Genomic DNA, 18,333 nt, shown 5'->3' on the forward strand with positions numbered 1-18,333 from the left:
CAATGAGTTGGCTAGGTAGTGTTATCTATTACCTACCAGTTCGTTTCAGCCAGAATAGGCCGCCGACCAGCGAAACGGGCGTAAATATAAAAATAGCCAATACCTGCGTCCAATGGCTGCCTTCCGACTTGATCAATGAAAAGCAGGCAAAACCGGCTATAATCAACCCAAGTATAACGTTTAATCGTAACGTTTTTTCCTTAGCAATCAGGGGTACGACAAAGCCACTTAAAAAAGAAAAAATACTACCGTACAAGGCAGTTAGCAGTTGAAAACTAGTGGTCGCCTGGGCATGCGGCTTTTGCCCAGCTAAGGTAAAAAGTAGGAGGGAGGAAACGACGAAAATGGCGTACCCGGCTACTACACTCACTATCCTTTTTAGCAGCATGTGGTTTCATTGACTTTACAACTCAATCACGTGCAGAGTTTGTCTATGCGTTCACATCAGGACCAGCGGTAGGAGCTACCCTAAAAGATAGTCCCCTAAAAATTTATACTACGAAAGGGGGACTAATTGAAATTCGTCCCTACACGGGTTGATGCAATGGCGTCAGCTACCTGTTGAGCAATATTTAGTAGTGGTTCATTTTTTTATACCCCAAATTGCCTCAGATGATGGTCGTGATGTTTGTACACAAATTGTCCAACTTGTTCTTTCGTCATTGGACCAAAAAACGGATGGATAAAATTTGAATTAGTAAAACTCGCATAGTCGTTGATTCGTTTACCCCATTCCGCTTTTTGCAACGCAATATCACCTGCTTTTTCTGTACTGATTAATTCAGTAGCGGTTGGTGAATTTTTGCCCAATGGCTTATCATTTTTTAGCACATTTTTCAACGCCATTTTGCCAATTAATCGCCCAAGAAACATCCGTTTTACTTGTAGTTTGCCCACCATCATATCGTCCCACCGGGTGCAATGGGTCAGCATCTGATAAACCGTCATTTTTCCCCATTGAGCCATCGAATTTCCCGTGAGCAAATTAATTCGTCCAAGCAATTCGTCTCTTGTACTCTTGTCAAATACGGTTTTCATGTCTACGGATTTAGTTGTGCCAATGAGAACCAATTGCCTGAGTCATCAATGAATAAGGCTTCAAAACCATAAAACTCTTTTGTGGGGGGCTTCTTAAAGACTACGCCCTTCGCTCTTAATTCTTCATACGTAGCCAGAATATCCTGGCAGGAAAATACAGCAGCCCCGAAAGTACCTTTCTTAATTAATGTGGTCATTGCCTGGACCGTTTCGGGGTCAAACATGGCCCCTTCAGCCACCAGAAAAAGCGTTAGTTCCAAGTCAGGTTGCTCAGGGGGGGTAACCGTAAGCCATCTGGCCCCTTCGCCCATAGGTGCGTCGGTATGGACCTTGAACCCAAGTTTGTTTACATAAAAATCATAGGCACTATCCTGATTCAGGACATAAATGCAGGTATGGGTAATTTTGGTGATCATTGTGCAATTTTTTTTCAAAAGTGCGCATTGTCTGTCCCTATTACCTCTTCAAACTTGCTATTTTGTCCAACCGTACGTTTCAGCAAAGCAATTCGGAACAAATCGGAACGGGTTTATCTGTATTTCTTTTCTTTTTAGTTGCTGCTCTCGTCGAAATAAGGAAGGTGATTGCCCGGCATTTTTTTTAAACATGCCGGCAAACGACGTTGGACTCTCGAAACCGACGCGCATACTTGTTTCTAGTACGGAATAACCTTGCGCTAATAAAATTTTTGCGTGGTCCATTCTGACGTTTATTAAATAATTATTGGGTGTCTTTCCGTAGAGTGTTTTAAATAATCGAATAAAATGAAACTTTGAAAAATGGGCTTGGTCGGCAATGTTGTCAAGGTCTATCTGGTCCGCATAGTGCTTGTCAATAAATAGTTTTGCCCGAACAATTCGTTGGTATAAATATATTTTTTCGTATGGTTCCATGCTTGCTCAACTAGTTAGGTGTAGTAATTCCCAAAATGATTCATTTTTGTGGCCTCGCCCGTTGGTTTAACGTTTAGTCTTTATTAGGCACTAAACCAGTATTGCGTTCTTCTTGACTAGCCTGCTCCACGGTTTCGACAAACTCCTCTGTGGAAACGATGTGTACATAGGGATCGTCCAGTTCTTCATCCGCATCCGGGGGGATAGGTTGTTTATCTATATTCATACCGGCAAGCTAGTCTTTTTGGCCTGGCTGAAGTAGCCACCATCTAAAGTTTTACAATTTGTAGTTCATTTTACATAAACTGTGACAAAACGGTCCTCGCTGCCAACCTGTCAGGTGATTTATATATGATCGTTTTTACGTAACAAAGCCATGACGCACGTTATGGGATTTGAACTTATTTACTACCAGCTGTCAATGACAATCAAATATTGTATTGATAATCAGTAGTTTAATGATTTAGATTTTCCATTGATGAACAGCTCTAACGATTAGTTATTATCTAAATCTGATAGGTTCAGCGAAAGCTCATATAATTGGAAAGGGTTGTATGAAGTAGAACACTAATTTTATTATTCCCCTTTCTAACCCTCTTGGGTGGTAAACTCTCCAGTCAATTCACTTTCCTAATCTCAGTCGCACTCAGGGTGATCGTAAATTCGCGCCGTTGGCTGTTCCAGCAGTGCACCCGCTGCCCATATTGACTGATGACCGGAACAGGCCAGTCAATTTCACTGTTAGCTGCAGCTAACTCCTGAGCAGCCTGCGGGTCGATCAGTGTAACCAAGTCGTCAAGCTTAAACTCATTGTTTTTCTTCATGAAGTACTGGAGATCCGAATCTGCTAGTTTAGTTAGAATTCAGAATGGTTTTGCCGTTTCGTATGGCTCCGGCGGCCACCGTGGCGCGGCCCAACGCAACGGCAAAGTAACCCCTTAATGACCTACTTCTCATCCAGTATACTTCCCGGATGCTGCTCGACTGAATAGAGCGTAAGCACCACACGCGCACCAACTTCGGCAATTCTGGCCAGTATCGTGGTCGAAAGATGGTGACTGAACTCCCTGGGCTCATCTCCGCATTGATAGCCATTATCGAATTCGCGACGGGTGCAGGCTGCCCACAGCTTACGGGAGGACTCGTCCAAGGCATCAATTGCCATGAACATGACACCGATATTCAGGTCAGGTTCTGAGCAGGATCCACTGGTCTCGAAGCGGGCCGACCACAAGCCGTTCTGCGCCGGTCCAACGTAAAGCGAGCAGAGCACGCCATACCTCACCAGAGCCTCGGCCAGTGGAGCCAGGTCATACGGAGCCAACAGGTTAAGATCAGTGTTAATGTAGAAAATTTCGCGTTTCATAGGAGCTGCTCACCGTTGTCTATTGGTACAGGCACTGAGCCATAGCGGTAGCGATTGTACTAAGTTTGTTCATCGGGTTAGGCAGAACTATCCCTTATTACTCTTATTAATCAAAGAATTATGGCTGATTCTATACGTTCTATGCATCAAGCCGCTTAACACTCATGGCCAAAAACTCTTGACCTCGCCGGGTCCGATAGCCCATTTGATTCAACCGATCGGCAATGGCCCGGTACGTCAGGCCATCTTTGCGGTAAAGCCTAACCAATTCAGCCGCTTGTCGATTGGCTAAATTAACCTGAGCATTTTGCTGGCGAGTCTCTAACCCACGACGAGTCACCTCCGGGGTAATATTTGGCATACCCAGTTTATGCCCCTGTGCTTTCTTAGCGGTTAGGGCCGCTCGGGTGCGTTCGCCGATCAGCTCCCGTTCATGCTGAGCCAATACTGCCATAATGCCCACCGTCAAGGTATTGGCATCGGGGATGTCACAGGCTACAAAGTCAACTTCGGAATTACGCAACGAAAATATAAACGAGACATTCCGGCTGAGCCGGTCTAACTTGGCAATGAGCAGTCGCGCTTTGTGCTGTTTAGCATGGGCAATGGCAGCTGCCAGTTGGGGCCGATCAGCTCGCTTCCCTGACTCCACTTCAATAAACTCATCGAGCAACTCATCGCCCACTTTAAGGAAGCGTTGGACAATATCCTGCTGGGCTGATAGCCCTAATCCACTCTTGCCTTGGCTAGCGGTTGAGACACGGTAGTAAGGGACATATTTCATCGAGTGTTAAGACGTATATAGGTTAGGGTTGAAAAGGGGATCGAAAATACTACTTTACCCCCCTTTCCAAATAAAATTTGGCTTGCTCCAATCACTCTTTTGGCGGAGATAGACAAAAATAGTGTCTTTGTAACATTTTCACAACGAGCGTTGTGAAAATGTTACAAGAAGATAAATACACTTTGAAGAGTATCTCTTTTTATAACGACCAGGTTTTCGGCTATCTTTCGGTAACCATTATCACTATCCATGGCCGCACTTTTGTTCAAAGCTCAACTTGTCAACCAGGCTGGTGTACCCGTAGCCGAATTCGCTCGTATCCTGTTTGGGGTTGACTCACCAAAAGAAAAAGAAAAAACGTTTCGGGCCATTTGTAAAACAGCTTATCCCCAACTGCACATCCAAGAGCCGTTGAGCGTTTCGCCCGCCAAACTTGACTGATGCTTATATCGTGACACCCACTACCGTCCATTAGTTGGTAAGGTCGTTTACGAGCCCCAAGCTATCTGTATAATATAGAACCTTTAAAGCGTCTGTATCCCTAGATCGATTGTTAAGAGCATACAATGACAGCTTTCAACAGGGCATATGGTCATAAAACGCCCTTACTTTGTCGCGATTGACCCTCATTAGCGTAGCTCGTCCCGTTTACTTTTGCATAAACAGTAAACAACTAGCTAATCGCATGAGAACAGTATCATTCACTATGAACATTAGCCTGGACGGCTATTGCGATCACACCATGTTCAATCCTAGTGAAGAGGTAATGGAGTATTTCACGGCAACGTTGAGGGGGGTAGATCTGCTCTTTTTCGGTCGTGTCATGTATCAGCTTATGTTTCCTTATTGGGCGGATGTGGCCCAAAACCAATCCGGCACAGCAGCTGAAAATCGATTTGCTGAACGACTAACGGCGATCGACCGAGTGGTGATGTCACGCTCATTAAACAGCGTCGATGATAAAACACGCATTGTTGGGAGCCATCCGGCCGAAGAACTGCTAAAACTGAAGCAGCAACGGGGCAACAAAATTTCGGTTGACAGTGTCAGCTTACTGCCAGAATTGATCCAGGCCGGACTGATCGATGAATTTCAGTTGGTAGTCCATCCGGTGATGGTGGGGCAGGGGAGACCCTTGCTTCATGGGGGAAGCCTTCAGGAAAGGCTTAATTTAAAGTTGGTTGATACGATTGCGTTCAAATCCGGCAGTGTGGCGCTGCACTACTTAAAACAGTGACAGAAGATTACCAAGTCGATTTACTTTTATGGGTCTCCATCTAGACGATATAAGCGAAACCTTAGTTAAAGGTTCGTTTAATAAATGTTAAATACATCTACAGCTAACCGGTTTCTAGGCTGTAGCAATAAGATGCTGAAGAGTCGCCCCTAACCTAGTCGGTTGGCGCTTGGGGCTTAAGGCTACAGGACCCTACCCATACTTCTTTTTTGACGATTTCTTGGAGTACCCAGTCGCCTTCCATACTCAGTTGCATCAGGCAATGCACGTAGACCGACTCTTTTTTACCGTAGAGCGTTACCTTCACCTCGGCCTGGTTTTTCTTTAGCAACGACGAATCCGCAGGATGAACGCCATACCCATTGGCTTTACCCCGACGCCGTCTGATCCAGGAATCTTTTTTTAGAACAGCAATAGCCGCTTCAACGGCATCGGTTTCGATGATCGGATAGATCGTGATCACTAGGCTGGCACCAACCTGGGCAATCCGGGCGAGTGTGGCCGGCAAGAGTTCCTGATGATAGGCCCAGGGCCTATCCCCGCAATCATACCCGATATTGAATTCACGGATCGTACAGGCCGACCAGAGATCCCGGGCTGGTTGGTCTAGGCGTTCAATGGCCGTGAGCATGGCCGCAATGTAAAGATCTGGTTCAGGAAAAGACTCATCGGCCCCGATTCGGGCGGACCACAAACCCTGCCAGGGGCCACTGAGATACACCCAAAGCCCTTGTTTCTCCAGCGCCTGGGAAAGGGGGGTCAAATCGACGGGGGCCCGAAGGTCGAGGTCAGTGGTGATGTAGTGAATTTCAGGTTTCATGGCAGCGCATCAATGCCGTCAATGGGTTTAGGCTAACGCCCCGAACTTAAAGTGAATGTAAGCATATTCTATTACCTTATAGAAATCAGATAGTAAGTAGGGTAGGATCTACATGCCCCAAATGCATTCACTACCCCCTGATTCACGTCTATACGCGTAAAAGTAAGCCTATTGCAAATGCTTAATGTGGCCTTAAAGGGGTGGCTAGGAAACCTTTTAGCATTGGACATTGTGAAAATGTTACAAACCTAAAAAAGCAAATTTCGCTTTCAGTATTGATGAGAACGCTTCCTGAATTTGGATATCTTTGACTTATTCACCAACTGGTCTGACACCTGATCGTATGGGAGTCGCTCAAGAAATCTGGCAAGCTTTCATCGCTGCTCACCCCGAAGTGACCAAAGGACATCTCTCCCTGGAGGAAGTAAACCTGAAGATGGCCGCTTTCACCCAAGCCCGCAATTAGCAGCCTCTTCCCGATTTCGAGGGACTCTCCCCTCAGCAAATGCATGTACTGCTGAGCGAGCCGCTGGGCAGCGGATTATGTCTCTCTTTACAGCAGGGACTGACCGATTCATTATTGGATCAAATTCCCTTCTTTGTCTTGATGGAGGTGCTCTATCAGCAGTTGCTCACCCATCAAGCTATCAAGCTAACCCCGAAGGGTAATCTCCCCCTGGCCCTGTGCCGAGAGCTGTATGACCGAAAGCTATTGGTGCAGGATGATATCGAACGAGGCATTACCAAAAAGATTTCTGAGGATAATGTGGCCTTTCTTCAGGCGCTTAAAGTCTGCCTCTCGCTGAGTCCCTATGCCAAGAAACAGCACAATACCCTCCAGCTGACCAAACTGGGTAAACAGGCGATGGGCCAGCATCGAGCTTTACGCTTCCGGCAAACACTCCAGGATTATACTCTTCGTTTTAACTGGGCTTACATGGATGATACCCAGACCCAGGTGGGCCAGTTCGGTTGGGCTTTTTCCCTCTACTTGGTAGATCGGTACGGAAGCGAATGGCGCAACATGGATTTTTATGCGGCTAAAGTTCAACAAGCTTTTCCTCATTTACGGGAGCCGATACCCTCTGGTCGGCTGTCAGGTTACTGGTTAGAATTTGAGCGGATATACCGCTGGCGCTTTGTTGAGCAGTTTGGGAGTTGGTTTAGTTTACTTTCCCTTCAAAAAGAGCCCCAACATGGCTATTATCCCGACCCGCTGTTAATGAAGAAAACAGCGCTACTAAACCAGCTTTTCCAGTTTGCGGGTTAGACAGAGGAAACGGAGAGGGTTGCAAAAAGTGTGTCTTAAACTCATCGGTTTCCACTCAGGACAAGACAGCTACAATTACTCGTACATGTCGCACGAACTCATCTCCACAGTGAGAATACGCAGTTGATTCATGAGACGGCAATTTGAGATTGCTAATAATGTCCGGGGGTAAGTTCTGAGATAAAGATAGGCTGTGTTGGACAAACAGGCAATTAAAGAGATGGTCATTAGGTCAATTAAGTTCATAAAATGAAATACGAGCCAAGAAGGATTACTCATATCTACTTACCATATATGCTGACTCAGGTTAGCTTTGTGATCGCAATACGATGGCTCCTAAAAACAACGATATCCCGGTTATCAAACTGCCTACTGGCATTGGCCAAGGAATTATTATTGCCAGAGGTTCCTTCAATGGATCACCCGATCACAAGGAAGTAGGCCGAGCACACCGGGACGGTGGACATTCCTTTTTCTTACAGGAAAAAGGCGTTACGCATATCGAAGTTGACTTTCAACTCTATCAGGTAGAAGCACCCGCTGTGCTATACATGCATCCTAATCAAGTGCATCGATTGGTCGAGTTTAAAGAGGCTACCATTTGCAGTTGGATTATAACCAATGACAATCTCCTACCAGAATATCTGCAACTGTTAGAAGAACTCTCCCCAGTCGATCCTTTGCCGCTGCGAACAGACCCGCTCGCCATTCTTTCACAAACTGCTTCGCTCTGCCTCCAACTATCCGAACGAAAGCAGGAGAAACTCCATTACCAGCTCCTGAAAGAAAGCTGTAATCTATTAGTCGCTTTAGTGGCTTCGCAGTATCTGGCCCAGGCTAAACCAACCCACACCTACACTCGGTTTGACGGGATTACCAAAGCGTTCAAATCGGAATTGGAACGAGAATTTACAACCCTTAAAAGTCCAGCCAGCTACGCCGAACAGTTAAACCTATCGACTCCGTATTTGAATGAATGTGTCAAAACGGCGACGGGTCATTCGGTTTCGTTTCACATCCAGCAACGGATCGTACTAGAAGCAAAGCGCCTGCTTCATCATTCCGATAAATCAGTCAAGGAGATAGCCGCTGAGCTGGGCTATGAGGATTACTCGTATTTTGTTCGGCTGTTTCGTAAAGCTGCAGGCATGACACCCCTGGCGTTTCGGCGCAAAAACCTCGATTAGTCCTATACCTACCTTGTATCGATCTGGTGTATCCTTCCGATTACCCGTTCCTTTGTAGCCACTAAACAGGTATACAAATGAACACAGAGAACAGATTAAATTTACTAGATAATAAACGCATAGCCATCGTTGGCGGTGGCCCCGGTGGTTTAACACTCGCTCTACTTTTACAGCGCAAAGGCGCTAATGTGACCGTATATGAACGGGACTGTAGCTCCGAAACACGCATTCAGGGTGCCATTGTTGACATGCATTACGACTCGGGCCTGAAAGTGATCAAAGCCGCTGGTTTGCTGGAAGCGTTTAAAGCAGCTTACATGCCAGGAGCTGATAAGTTTCGTACCCTGGATCAGCATGCCACCATTTGCGTGGAAGAACATGCGCAAGGTGAGGCTGCCGATTTTGAGGATGAACACTTTAGGCCAGAGATTGACCGAGGGGCACTTCGGAATGTGCTATTACAGGCTCTTTTACCGGGCACCGTCGTTTGGGATCGTCAATTGACGAGTCTCGAAGAGGGAGCTACTAACTGGCACCTTACCTTCAAAAATGGGACAACAGCTATGGCTGATCTAGTCATCGGAGCCGATGGCTACCGATCAAAAATCCGTTCCTATGTGACCGACGTAAAAGCCTTGTATTCGGGTGTAACCATTATCCAGGGAGAAATCGATCATCCCCAAACCGATTGTCCCCAGATGTATGAGTTGGTTGACAAAGCCAACCTGATGGCCATCGGTCTGGGCAAATCCATTGCTGCTCAACCTAGAGGGGATGGCGGCTTAACGTTTTATGCCTCATCGCTATACCCCGAAGACTGGATTAAAACCAGCGGCATTGATTTTACCAGCTCAACCGACGTGTATGCGTATTTAATCGATTTTTATGAAGGCTGGAATCCAGTATTTTATACGCTTTTTAAAGCCTGTAACCGCTTTGTGCCCCGGCCTTTAACATATTTCCCATTGGATCAACCTTGGGAAACGAAAGCAACCATTACCTTACTTGGCGATGCGGCTCATTTAATGCCCCCCTCCGGTGAAGGTGTCAATACGGCTTTGCTGGATGCGTTGGATTTAACTGAGTTTCTGACGCGTAGTGAATTTATGGATTTACAATCGGCTATTGCTGCCTATGAAAACCAAATGCGGGCCAGAGCTGTCATTCTACTCGCAGAGTCTCTGGAAGGGATCACCGAATTTGCTTCGCCCTCAGAAGCCACGGTTCAGGAGCTTACTGAACAGTCTGCCCAAAAAATCCTCCTAAAGGCTTAACCAATGTATTGGTAATGATCTTACCAGACATTGGTTTTTCTCACCATAATCAGGTGACTTCGGTTACATGATCTTACAAAAAGGCTCCCCAGTGAGACAAAGAGCGATTTGAGTATCTATAATTCGGGCGTTTTATGAGTTAGACAAGAACAAAAAATTGAAATTTAATCGATGCTTTTAAAAACGGAATGCCCTTCCCTTATTCGTTTCGCAAACTTTTGACGGGATCCAGCAGGGCCGCTTTTATACTTTGGAAGCTCACTGTCAGCAACGTAATTAGCAAAGCTCCCGCGCCCGAAGCGACAAAGATCCACCACGACATCTCAGTGCGGTATTGGTATTTCTGGAGCCAGTTATTCAGGAAATAATAAGCAATGGGTGTTGCGATAGCAAAGGCAATGACTACCAGAATCACAAAGTCTTTCGAGAGTAACCCCCACAGATTCAACACTGATGCGCCCAGCACTTTCCGCATGCCAATTTCTTTCGTACGCTGCTCAGCCATGAACGAAGCCAATCCGAATAAGCCTAAGCAACTGATGAAAATAGTCAGGATGGCAAACAACCTGGCGAGTTGGCCAATACGCTCTTCATCCCGAAATTTTTGGTCATGTTCATCGCTGGCGAATTTATAATCGAATGGACCGCCAGGGTTGTATTGCCTAAAAATGGGCGCCATTTTTGCAAGAGCCTCGCTGGCACTTACCCGCGAATTTAACCGAATCGTAATGAAATTGGTCCATTGATAATTTAGCTTGAAAACCGTTTGTTTGACGGGCTCAAAAGGCGAGTTCGTTACCAGGTCTTTAACGACGCCAATAATGGTATACTCTTCGTTCGCCCACTTTATTCGTTCGCCAATCGGATGTTTTAGCCCCATGTATTTAATAGCACTTTCGTTCATGATCAGACCAACGGAGTCGGTCTTGAATTCGCGGGAGAAATCCCGCCCTTCCTTTATTTTCCAGCCTACCGTTTTGCCAAAATCATGGGTGCAGGCCACCACGTCAAAATCGACCGGTTGGTTAGGGTCTCTGCCTTTCCAGTCTAGTCGGTAGTCGCTCGAAAAAACGCCGGTTGTTGGCATCGATGATTCCGCTACGTTACTGACCATACCGGTTTGTAAGAGGTCATGGCGGATAATCTCGTAATGCTCTGTTAGATCAGGGGTGTTCATACGGATACTCAGCAGCCCAGACCGATCATAACCAATAGACCTGTTTTTGGCGTATTGAATTTGCCGGAAAACAAGGATGGTACCTATGATGATGGTGACCGACACCGTAAACTGAACCACCACCAGCACCTTGCGTGGTAGAGCCGCTAAACGACCTACCCTAAATGTGCCCTTGAGTACCTTTATTGGCTGAAAACCAGATAGATAAAAGGCCGGATAGCTGCCTGCAATTAACCCTGTCAGTAAGCTAAAACTCAGACTTAGTGCCCAAAACAACGGATTACCCCATAAAACAACCATCTGTTTGTCGGCAATTTCATTGAACCAGGGTAGCATTAGTTGCACCAGCAGCAATGACAAGGCAAAAGCCACAGCCACAACCAGAAACGACTCACTAAAAAATTGACTAATTAACTGACTTCGCACCGATCCAACGGCCTTGCGAATACCTACCTCTTTAGCTCGCTTTTCGGATCGAGCTGTTGAGAGGTTCATAAAGTTGATGCAGGCCAGCAACAGGACGAAAGCACCAATGATCCCAAACAGCCAGACAAACTGGATACGTCCCCGTACTGGTAAACCGTTTTCCCAGTCCGAATAGAGATGCCAGCGGCTCATGGGATGCAGGAATACCCTGGGCTTGAATTTGGCTTCGTCTTTGGCGTGAGTCGCTTTAACTCGCTCGATTTTGGACGAGACTTTGTCAAAATCGGTGTTAGGCGCAATCTGGACGAGAAGCTGAAATGCGTTCAAGGTCCAATTATTCTCATCCTGCGCCCGTTTCACCCACCCCTGATCGGCAACAAATTGCGCCCAAGGCAGCAGGTAGGTCACGTCTTTAAACTCCGAATTGGCTGGAAAGTCGTCGTAAATACCGGATACCTTAACGGCTAGCTGATTATTGACTTTCACGATCTGGTTAATGGGATCGGTATCGCCAAAAAGGTTTTTAGCTACAGAGGCGGAAAGCAGCATAGACGTGGGGTCGTTCAGGGCGGTCGATGTGCCTTCCAAGAGCTTAAGAGGCAGCATTTTCAGAAATTCAGGCTCAACGTAATAGCCCCGTTTCGTGAATTTATTGGTGTCGTGAGCCAGAATCTGCTCGCCTGTACCATGCGTCAGTACGACGTGGCTAAAATCGGTGCCATATTCGTTTTTTAGCGCCTTCCCCAGCGGCAGGGCAATAGCTTCACTGGTAGTAGTTGTGCCATCAACCGTTTGATGTAGCATTACTTTGGCAACGCTATTATAGTTGCAGTTAAACTTATCGAATGATAGCTCGTCATTTATCCACAAGCCAATGAGCATGGCCACGGCCATACCCACGGCTAGCCCGCCAATATTAATGGCCGAATAAACCTTGTTCTTGACCAGATTGCGAAAAGCGATTTTTAAATAGTTGCGGAGCATAGTCGTATTTGTTGGATTGGCGTATTGCTGAAGTTGTCGTTTTTTTTCTCGCTTTCGCACAAAAGGGGGTAGCACCGATACCACATTGAGCACGTAGCATAGAGTGGCCTGGGTCTTGCCTACCCGATGGTATGCGTGAGCATACAATTCGTCCAGATCGCCCTCTACTTCTTCGAGGGTTTCAGCAGGGTGCAGCCACCGAAGCAGCCATTGTGCCCAGCGCGGAGGGGTAGGGAGGGGCGCATTCATAAGCCCCCGAGTCGGATTGAGTGGGGCGGAACCAGTTGCCAAAGCTCCTGACGAAGCTGCTGAATCTCCTGCAACGCTCGGCTACCCAGCGCCGTAACCCGAAACAGCCGCTTGCGCCGACCACCCCGCTCAGTAGTAGCGCCACCCAATTCAGACTGTACAAAGCCTTTTTCTTCCAGTCGGATGAGCGTATTATGCACCGCACCAAAGGTGACGAGTCGGCCCGTATGTTCTTCCAAAGCCTGACTGACCGTTACGCCATAGCCGTCCCCGTCAAGGATAGCTACCATCAGGAGCACCACCTCTTCAAACTCGCCCAAATACGTTCGACGCATTGCCTTGTCCCATTAGTTTGCATTTTATCGTACAAATCTGTTGCCAAATAGAAAAAGGGCTATTCCGCTCAGAAATAGCCCTTTTAACCACAGACTACTGTCCGTTTCTGGACAGTTTCTGTACGATCCTGGACAGGCAATGGTGCATTTAGGGGATGACGCTCAACACAACTAGATTCTCATCCAAAGGTTTTAATAGTTCAATCGCACAAAACCCTCCCACCCGAGACGAATAAGTGGCATAGAACCCCTTGGAGGTAGAGTGGTGTTTTTGGCATGTAGACTAGATGTTGTTTAGAATGGGCTTACCTTTACCTCGGTGGGCTTGATTGGTAACCTTGTCCACGCGTCCCCTACGTAGCGGTTCTCCAACCTGACGCGTAGGGGTTTTTGTTTTAACAGTTGACTACCTGATTTTCCCTGCTGGGTTCTTTAGGTCACGGTAGCCTACTAAGTTTGCCGGTTTGTGGCGTATGCGACGGATTGTTTTGAACAGCTACTAAAAGATTACCGTCTTATAAAAAGGCTCTCAGCTTGATACGAAGGAGCTTTCATGCATCTGCTTCTTAAATGGACGGGCCAACGCTTCGGGTGATTAATGAGACAGGGAATCTATCTTAATGTTTCAGAAACCAGTATGACAGTCTCTTACACGTTTTTAATTAAACGCCTGCCTGAACTCAACCGGCGATAGATTAGTCTTGGTTTTGAACAACTTACTGAACGATTGGGGATGGTCAAAACCCAACTCATAAGCGATCTCACTGACCGATAAAGCGCTGGTTGACAGCTTTTCTTTCGCGGTTGAGATCAGCTTTGCGTGAATATGTTGCTGAGTGCTTTGTCCAGTGAGCACTTTTAGCAATCCACTCAGGTAATTGGGCGAAATATTCAGCTTTTCGGCAATGTAGACTACACTTGGTAAGCCATGTTTGCCTAAATCGTCACTGTTAAAATAGTCGGAAAGTACTTGTTCCAACCGGTCCAGCACCTTGTGATTAGCCATCTTACGGGTGATGAACTGGCGGTGATAAAAACGCTCGGTATACGTAAGCAGTAGTTCTATCTGCGCGATGATGACAGCCTGGCTGAATGTATCCACGTTAGAGCGGCACTCCTGGTCGATATGCTGCATAATGCCGATCAGGAGCTCTTCCTCTTTTGGCGACAGAAACAATGCCTCATTTACCGAATAGTCGAAATACGCGTATTTTTTGATGGTTTTGGCCAGCGACGTATTCCACAGGAAATCGGGATGGATAAGCAAGTGCCATCCCGTAGGCTTCTGTGCCTGTGTGTGATCGGTCTCCACTCTCAGGACTTGGCCCGGCGACATGCAGAACAGGATGCCTTCATCGAAATCATAGTCCTGCTGCCCGTATTTCAGCTTCACATTAAAATTCCGTTTAATGGCAATAGAATAGAAATCCATGATCCGGCTAAACGGCGCAGTGCATTGTCGTTTACTATCCTCAAACCTGGTCACACTCACCAGCGGATGTTCCGGCTTAGACAGTTCCATAAACTGGTGATACTCGCTGATAGTTTTAATGCGTATGAGCTGCATAATGTAATGGACTTAATTAAGGTTATAAGCTGCGGCAAATTCTGTGATAAACTCCGGTAATTTTACCTCGCCAAGCGCAGGCTTGTGCTTTTCATAGTCAGCGCGTAATAAACCAGTATGGATGGCAGCGCCCAGTTCAACCAGTAGATCGGTAATGACCGGCGGTCTGCCTTGCTCCAACATGCTGTTTCTTACCTGCTCGTCGGTAAACGTTACCCATTGCAGGTTAGGTTTGCCAATGGCTTCGCCAATTAATTTTGCTACCTCGCTGCAGGTGCGTTCGTCACTGGCTATGTAGCGTACTTTATTTTGAGGGAACACTTCTGTCAGTTCTTCGGTAGCTGCTGCTGCAATATCCAGTGGAGAAACCATTACCAGTTTATCATCGCCACCAAAGTTGGTTCCCATAACCCCCTGCCTTTTTATCATACCCAAAAAATTGTACAGGTTACAGTAAAAATAGCCAGGGCGGAGGCAGGTAACGGCGACACCATCCAGTTCATTCAAAATATCCTCAGCCTGGTGCGATCCTACAATAATGCCTGAACCCTTTTCCAGATCGGCGCCATAACTGCTCAGGTAAACGATGTGTTTAACACCTGCGCTTTTTACGGCTTCGGCATAAGCATTGGCCACGTTGCGGTAATAGCCGATCATATCCGTAGCGCCAAAATTGGGTGGCGTCATCCCATAAACGGCGTCCGCACCGGCGAATGCGGTTTTCAGAAACGCCACATCTTCTACCGATCCAATGGCTGCGATTGCCCCTAACGCTTCTATTTTCTGTTGTTTATCAGCATTGCTGCTGATGATTGTTACCTGATGATCTTTGGCAATGATTTCCTGGGCAAGCGGCTTGCTGATGTTGCCTAATGAACCAGTTATTATAATTTTCATAATACTTTGTGCTATTGTTTTGATACGACAAATGTCTCAAGCAATAGCTAAGCCCTCATCACCAAATCTCAGATTGTTTTAGCCGAAACTAAGGGTCTTTATTCTCAAGAAACCCTCCAACTTGAGACGAAGCAGTATTCATACATCTGTATCTAGAAAAGGGCGTGGCTGTTGCAAAAGTCCGTTTGTCAGACGCTTGGTGAGCGAGGAAGCCACTATTTTCATAGACAACCACCTACTATCATTCCTTTGTTTTTAATTGGGGTTTAACCAATTTTTAGGAACCCTAATCCTGTTTTTTCGTTAATAGGCAGTTAGTTCATTTGACCTATTGGGACATGAAACTCGCGATCCTATCTTTACTGGCTGGCCTGGGGCTGGCGGCATGCCAGCACGAAACGACTCCTGTTCCCACTCCGCTTCCTACCACTCCGGTTCTGACCGAAACCATCAAGACTAGCCCATTTCTTAGTTTTGATGGAATCGACCTGACCTTCCGAACGGGAAAAAGTCAGGCTTATGCCTTATCCGGTTTCGGGTCGGCAGCGCTGGATTCGATCACAGAAGTGGGCTTTTGTCTATCCGACTCCGACACGTTGCTATCAATTCTCGATGCAAATCAGCAACGCGTTAAAGTCAACCCGTCGGCGCTTATAAATTCGAGTCTGTTCTGGACCGAGTTACCCGCATTACAGGCAGGTAAACGCTATTACATTGACGCCTACGCTATTTTTCGCTCCGGTCGGGTATACTATGGCCGTAATAACGCAGGGGCGTTTGTGAGTAAGAATCGCCATATTGGAGTCAGTTCATTCACCGTACCGGCTACCGACACGACGACCTACAACCCTATGCAGGTTGTCAACAAGGCCACCTTGCCGACCGGCTTTGACAGTTATTTTTCGGCCTTGTTTTCCATCAATAACACCCTGTATGTACTTAATCCAACGGGTGCTCTGTTTGCCTACGATGCCATAGCCGATCAGTGGGTGCACAAACAGGACGTAAAAGCGCGGGTATCTGGCGTAGACATGACCCCTCATTTTAATGGACTCCCGCCTGTAGCCTTTGCCGCGAATGGCAAAGAATACGTGCATTTTACCAGTGGCAACTCAGAGATGGTGAACAATTTATGGGTTTATGACCCAACGGCGGATAAATGGACGTTCCTGAGCGATCATTTTGAGGTAAGTCTGCCGAGTTACCCGCAGGTTTTTACCAGCAGTAATCAGACGTATTTGTATAATTCATCTTCGCAGAAGATTCTGGCCTTCAACAGTAGTGACAATACATTTAAGCCCCTTACCCCGGTGCCTACTAACTCCATCTTCTTTGTACCGGGTGCCACGCAGCCGGTAGCTTATTACTCGAGTAGCGCGGGTATCAATATTGGCCTTTATGCAATTAACCAGGGGTCAGTTGTCGACGGAAAGCTGTTATTGCCGGGGCTCATCAACCCAGCTCCACTGCAACACGTTGTGACCACGATAGGAAATGATGTGTTATTTGGGTCAGGCCTAACTACCCTTGTATCAAGCGATCAGAATCCGGCACTGACCATTTCGGCCTTGAGCGACGAGTTGGTTCGTTATTCGACAACCGCCAACCGGACTACTGCCCGCTATTCAATCGTAACTTTAAATGATGATTACTGGAGTCGGCAGGTACGTCCGGCCACTCAGAATGACCGCAACGGCATTCTATTTTACAAAACGCTGGTCGCCGGTAATCATGTTTACGTCATTAACACCTATCGAGGGGCTTTGAGTGAACTGGTTTTTTAAGGTCATCCTGAAGAATTGACAAACAATGTTACAGGATGAGAGAACATAGTGGCCTTATAGGCTTTTTAATGGCTCCAAGGAGGCTTCCCGGAGGCTTTACGTATCCTAATAGCAGTGGCAAAAAGTCTAAAGACGTTCTCTTTGTCCTACCAAAAGGCATTATTTCACGTAATTAGGGACCAAAATGACCGGTAGAATCCTAAAGCCTAGGCTGGTTCCGACTTTTGCAACAGTCACGCAAATTATACAACTGAAATGCTAGGTGAAAAGACAGAAAAATTCAGTAGAAAGCAACTCATCTATCTGGAGTTGATGCGAGATAGTTTACCGTGGATTCGCAATGTGCAGACGAACGGATTCATAGGAAAAGGACTTGATAGGAGCTGCTATTATGAAGCTGGATTAGTTCATAACCTCCCCGTTTGATTATTTGAATCTGACTTTGTCGATCATGATATTCATTTCCTAACTACTCAGGCAAAATGGTATGTTGCCAATTGTAATAGCATCATTTCGCCTTGGTATGAACAGAATTGTCGGTTAATTCAGGAGTTAGTAAATCTTATCCCTGATGAGCAAAGACAGGAACTTACATTTAACCTAGGCTAACATATTGCCACTTATACAACAGAAATATCATGAAAGCTCTAATCGGAATACTGGCCTTTATTTGCTTTGTAAGTTTAGAAAGTAAGGCTCAGTCGTTGCAGCCTGCTAAAGTTCATTTCTTAAATTTAGTAGTAGGAACGAATGCTGTGGTGAAAACAACTTTTGATGAGAAGAAACCGATAATACTCAAGGCACGAACTTGGGTCGTCGTTCAAACAGTGGGTGATAGCTTAGAGCTGGAGGTTGATGGTAAGTCTCACTCAATTCATTTTGAATCTGGTAAGCAGTATTACTTTGTGATCCAGACTAGCTATGGTTCTCGACCGGTGATGACTGAAAAATCAGAACGAGAATTTGTTTTAACTGCTACGATTAACTCTGTAAAAGGGCCGGAAGAATACAGTCAAACTAAAGTCATTCATTGACTTATTTCTTG

General features: G+C 46.3%; 20 protein-coding genes. 7 read left to right on the forward strand and 13 right to left on the reverse strand.

All coding sequences use genetic code 11. The annotated features are described in order from the left end of the window. Positions 1 to 28 precede the first annotated feature (28 nt). The 8 genes from ACYVGO_RS04435 to ACYVGO_RS04470 all read right to left on the reverse strand — a co-directional run bounded on the left by ACYVGO_RS04435 (position 29) and on the right by ACYVGO_RS04470 (position 4,081). Positions 29 to 388, reverse strand: a complete 360-nt coding sequence (locus ACYVGO_RS04435) for a hypothetical protein (protein ID WP_460967834.1) — start codon at positions 386 to 388, stop codon at positions 29 to 31. Between the two features lie 203 nt (positions 389 to 591). Continuing rightward, entirely contained in the window at positions 592 to 1,038 is a 447-nt protein-coding gene (locus tag ACYVGO_RS04440; RefSeq protein WP_460967836.1) for a DinB family protein, read from the reverse strand. A gap of 2 nt (positions 1,039 to 1,040) precedes the next feature. Further along, complete coding sequence (locus tag ACYVGO_RS04445) at positions 1,041 to 1,454, reverse strand: VOC family protein (RefSeq protein WP_460967838.1); 414 nt, start codon at positions 1,452 to 1,454, stop codon at positions 1,041 to 1,043. A 57-nt stretch (positions 1,455 to 1,511) separates the two neighbouring features. Continuing rightward, complete coding sequence (locus ACYVGO_RS04450) at positions 1,512 to 1,931, reverse strand: helix-turn-helix transcriptional regulator (RefSeq protein WP_460967840.1); 420 nt, start codon at positions 1,929 to 1,931, stop codon at positions 1,512 to 1,514. A gap of 73 nt (positions 1,932 to 2,004) precedes the next feature. Next, positions 2,005 to 2,157 (reverse strand): hypothetical protein, encoded by a 153-nt coding sequence (locus tag ACYVGO_RS04455; RefSeq protein ID WP_460967842.1) that lies wholly within the window; start codon positions 2,155 to 2,157, stop codon positions 2,005 to 2,007. 391 nt (positions 2,158 to 2,548) lie between these two features. Then, the gene (locus ACYVGO_RS04460) at positions 2,549 to 2,755 is read right to left on the reverse strand and encodes a hypothetical protein (RefSeq protein ID WP_460967844.1); all 207 of its coding nucleotides are present in this window, start codon (positions 2,753 to 2,755) and stop codon (positions 2,549 to 2,551) included. A gap of 122 nt (positions 2,756 to 2,877) precedes the next feature. After that, positions 2,878 to 3,297 carry a hypothetical protein gene (locus ACYVGO_RS04465; protein ID WP_460967846.1) on the reverse strand — a complete coding sequence of 140 codons (420 nt, stop codon included), beginning with the start codon at positions 3,295 to 3,297 and terminating at the stop codon, positions 2,878 to 2,880. 139 nt (positions 3,298 to 3,436) lie between these two features. After that, positions 3,437 to 4,081, reverse strand: coding sequence for a recombinase family protein (locus ACYVGO_RS04470; protein WP_460967847.1), 645 nt, complete (start codon positions 4,079 to 4,081; stop codon positions 3,437 to 3,439). Positions 4,082 to 4,330: 249 nt separating this feature from the next. Between ACYVGO_RS04470 and ACYVGO_RS04475 the strand changes: the two genes are divergently transcribed. Further along, on the forward strand, positions 4,331 to 4,522 hold the full coding sequence (locus tag ACYVGO_RS04475) for a hypothetical protein (RefSeq protein WP_460967849.1): 192 nt from the start codon (positions 4,331 to 4,333) through the stop codon (positions 4,520 to 4,522). A gap of 244 nt (positions 4,523 to 4,766) precedes the next feature. Beyond that, on the forward strand, positions 4,767 to 5,318 hold the full coding sequence (locus ACYVGO_RS04480; protein WP_460967851.1) for a dihydrofolate reductase family protein: 552 nt from the start codon (positions 4,767 to 4,769) through the stop codon (positions 5,316 to 5,318). A 154-nt stretch (positions 5,319 to 5,472) separates the two neighbouring features. Here ACYVGO_RS04480 and ACYVGO_RS04485 read toward each other — a convergent pair whose 3' ends face one another. Then, complete coding sequence (locus ACYVGO_RS04485; RefSeq protein ID WP_460967852.1) at positions 5,473 to 6,138, reverse strand: hypothetical protein; 666 nt, start codon at positions 6,136 to 6,138, stop codon at positions 5,473 to 5,475. A gap of 505 nt (positions 6,139 to 6,643) precedes the next feature. Between ACYVGO_RS04485 and ACYVGO_RS04490 the strand changes: the two genes are divergently transcribed. From ACYVGO_RS04490 to ACYVGO_RS04500, 3 genes are all read left to right on the forward strand, one after another. Then, positions 6,644 to 7,408, forward strand: a complete 765-nt coding sequence (locus tag ACYVGO_RS04490) for a hypothetical protein (RefSeq protein ID WP_460967853.1) — start codon at positions 6,644 to 6,646, stop codon at positions 7,406 to 7,408. A 329-nt stretch (positions 7,409 to 7,737) separates the two neighbouring features. Continuing rightward, positions 7,738 to 8,595, forward strand: coding sequence for an AraC family transcriptional regulator (locus tag ACYVGO_RS04495; protein ID WP_460967855.1), 858 nt, complete (start codon positions 7,738 to 7,740; stop codon positions 8,593 to 8,595). A gap of 77 nt (positions 8,596 to 8,672) precedes the next feature. After that, entirely contained in the window at positions 8,673 to 9,869 is a 1,197-nt protein-coding gene (locus tag ACYVGO_RS04500) for an FAD-dependent oxidoreductase (protein WP_460967857.1), read from the forward strand. 199 nt (positions 9,870 to 10,068) lie between these two features. Here ACYVGO_RS04500 and ACYVGO_RS04505 read toward each other — a convergent pair whose 3' ends face one another. From ACYVGO_RS04505 to ACYVGO_RS04520, 4 genes are all read right to left on the reverse strand, one after another. Next, positions 10,069 to 12,705 (reverse strand): ABC transporter permease, encoded by a 2,637-nt coding sequence (locus ACYVGO_RS04505; RefSeq protein ID WP_460967859.1) that lies wholly within the window; start codon positions 12,703 to 12,705, stop codon positions 10,069 to 10,071. After that, positions 12,702 to 13,040, reverse strand: a complete 339-nt coding sequence (locus ACYVGO_RS04510) for a PadR family transcriptional regulator (RefSeq protein ID WP_460967861.1) — start codon at positions 13,038 to 13,040, stop codon at positions 12,702 to 12,704. The genes ACYVGO_RS04505 and ACYVGO_RS04510 overlap by 4 nt, the downstream gene beginning before the upstream one ends. Positions 13,041 to 13,698: 658 nt before the next feature. Next, positions 13,699 to 14,607 carry a helix-turn-helix domain-containing protein gene (locus ACYVGO_RS04515; protein WP_460967863.1) on the reverse strand — a complete coding sequence of 303 codons (909 nt, stop codon included), beginning with the start codon at positions 14,605 to 14,607 and terminating at the stop codon, positions 13,699 to 13,701. Positions 14,608 to 14,619: 12 nt separating this feature from the next. Next, positions 14,620 to 15,504 (reverse strand): NAD(P)H-binding protein, encoded by an 885-nt coding sequence (locus ACYVGO_RS04520; protein ID WP_460967865.1) that lies wholly within the window; start codon positions 15,502 to 15,504, stop codon positions 14,620 to 14,622. 338 nt (positions 15,505 to 15,842) lie between these two features. Between ACYVGO_RS04520 and ACYVGO_RS04525 the strand changes: the two genes are divergently transcribed. Both ACYVGO_RS04525 and ACYVGO_RS04530 read left to right on the forward strand, forming a co-directional pair. Further along, a complete protein-coding gene (locus ACYVGO_RS04525) occupies positions 15,843 to 17,288 on the forward strand; it encodes a Kelch repeat-containing protein (RefSeq protein WP_460967867.1) in 1,446 nt (481 codons plus the stop codon). A 638-nt stretch (positions 17,289 to 17,926) separates the two neighbouring features. Further along, positions 17,927 to 18,322, forward strand: coding sequence for a hypothetical protein (locus tag ACYVGO_RS04530; RefSeq protein ID WP_460967869.1), 396 nt, complete (start codon positions 17,927 to 17,929; stop codon positions 18,320 to 18,322). Positions 18,323 to 18,333: the final 11 nt, after the last annotated feature.

Source organism: Spirosoma migulaei (genome assembly GCF_054776855.1).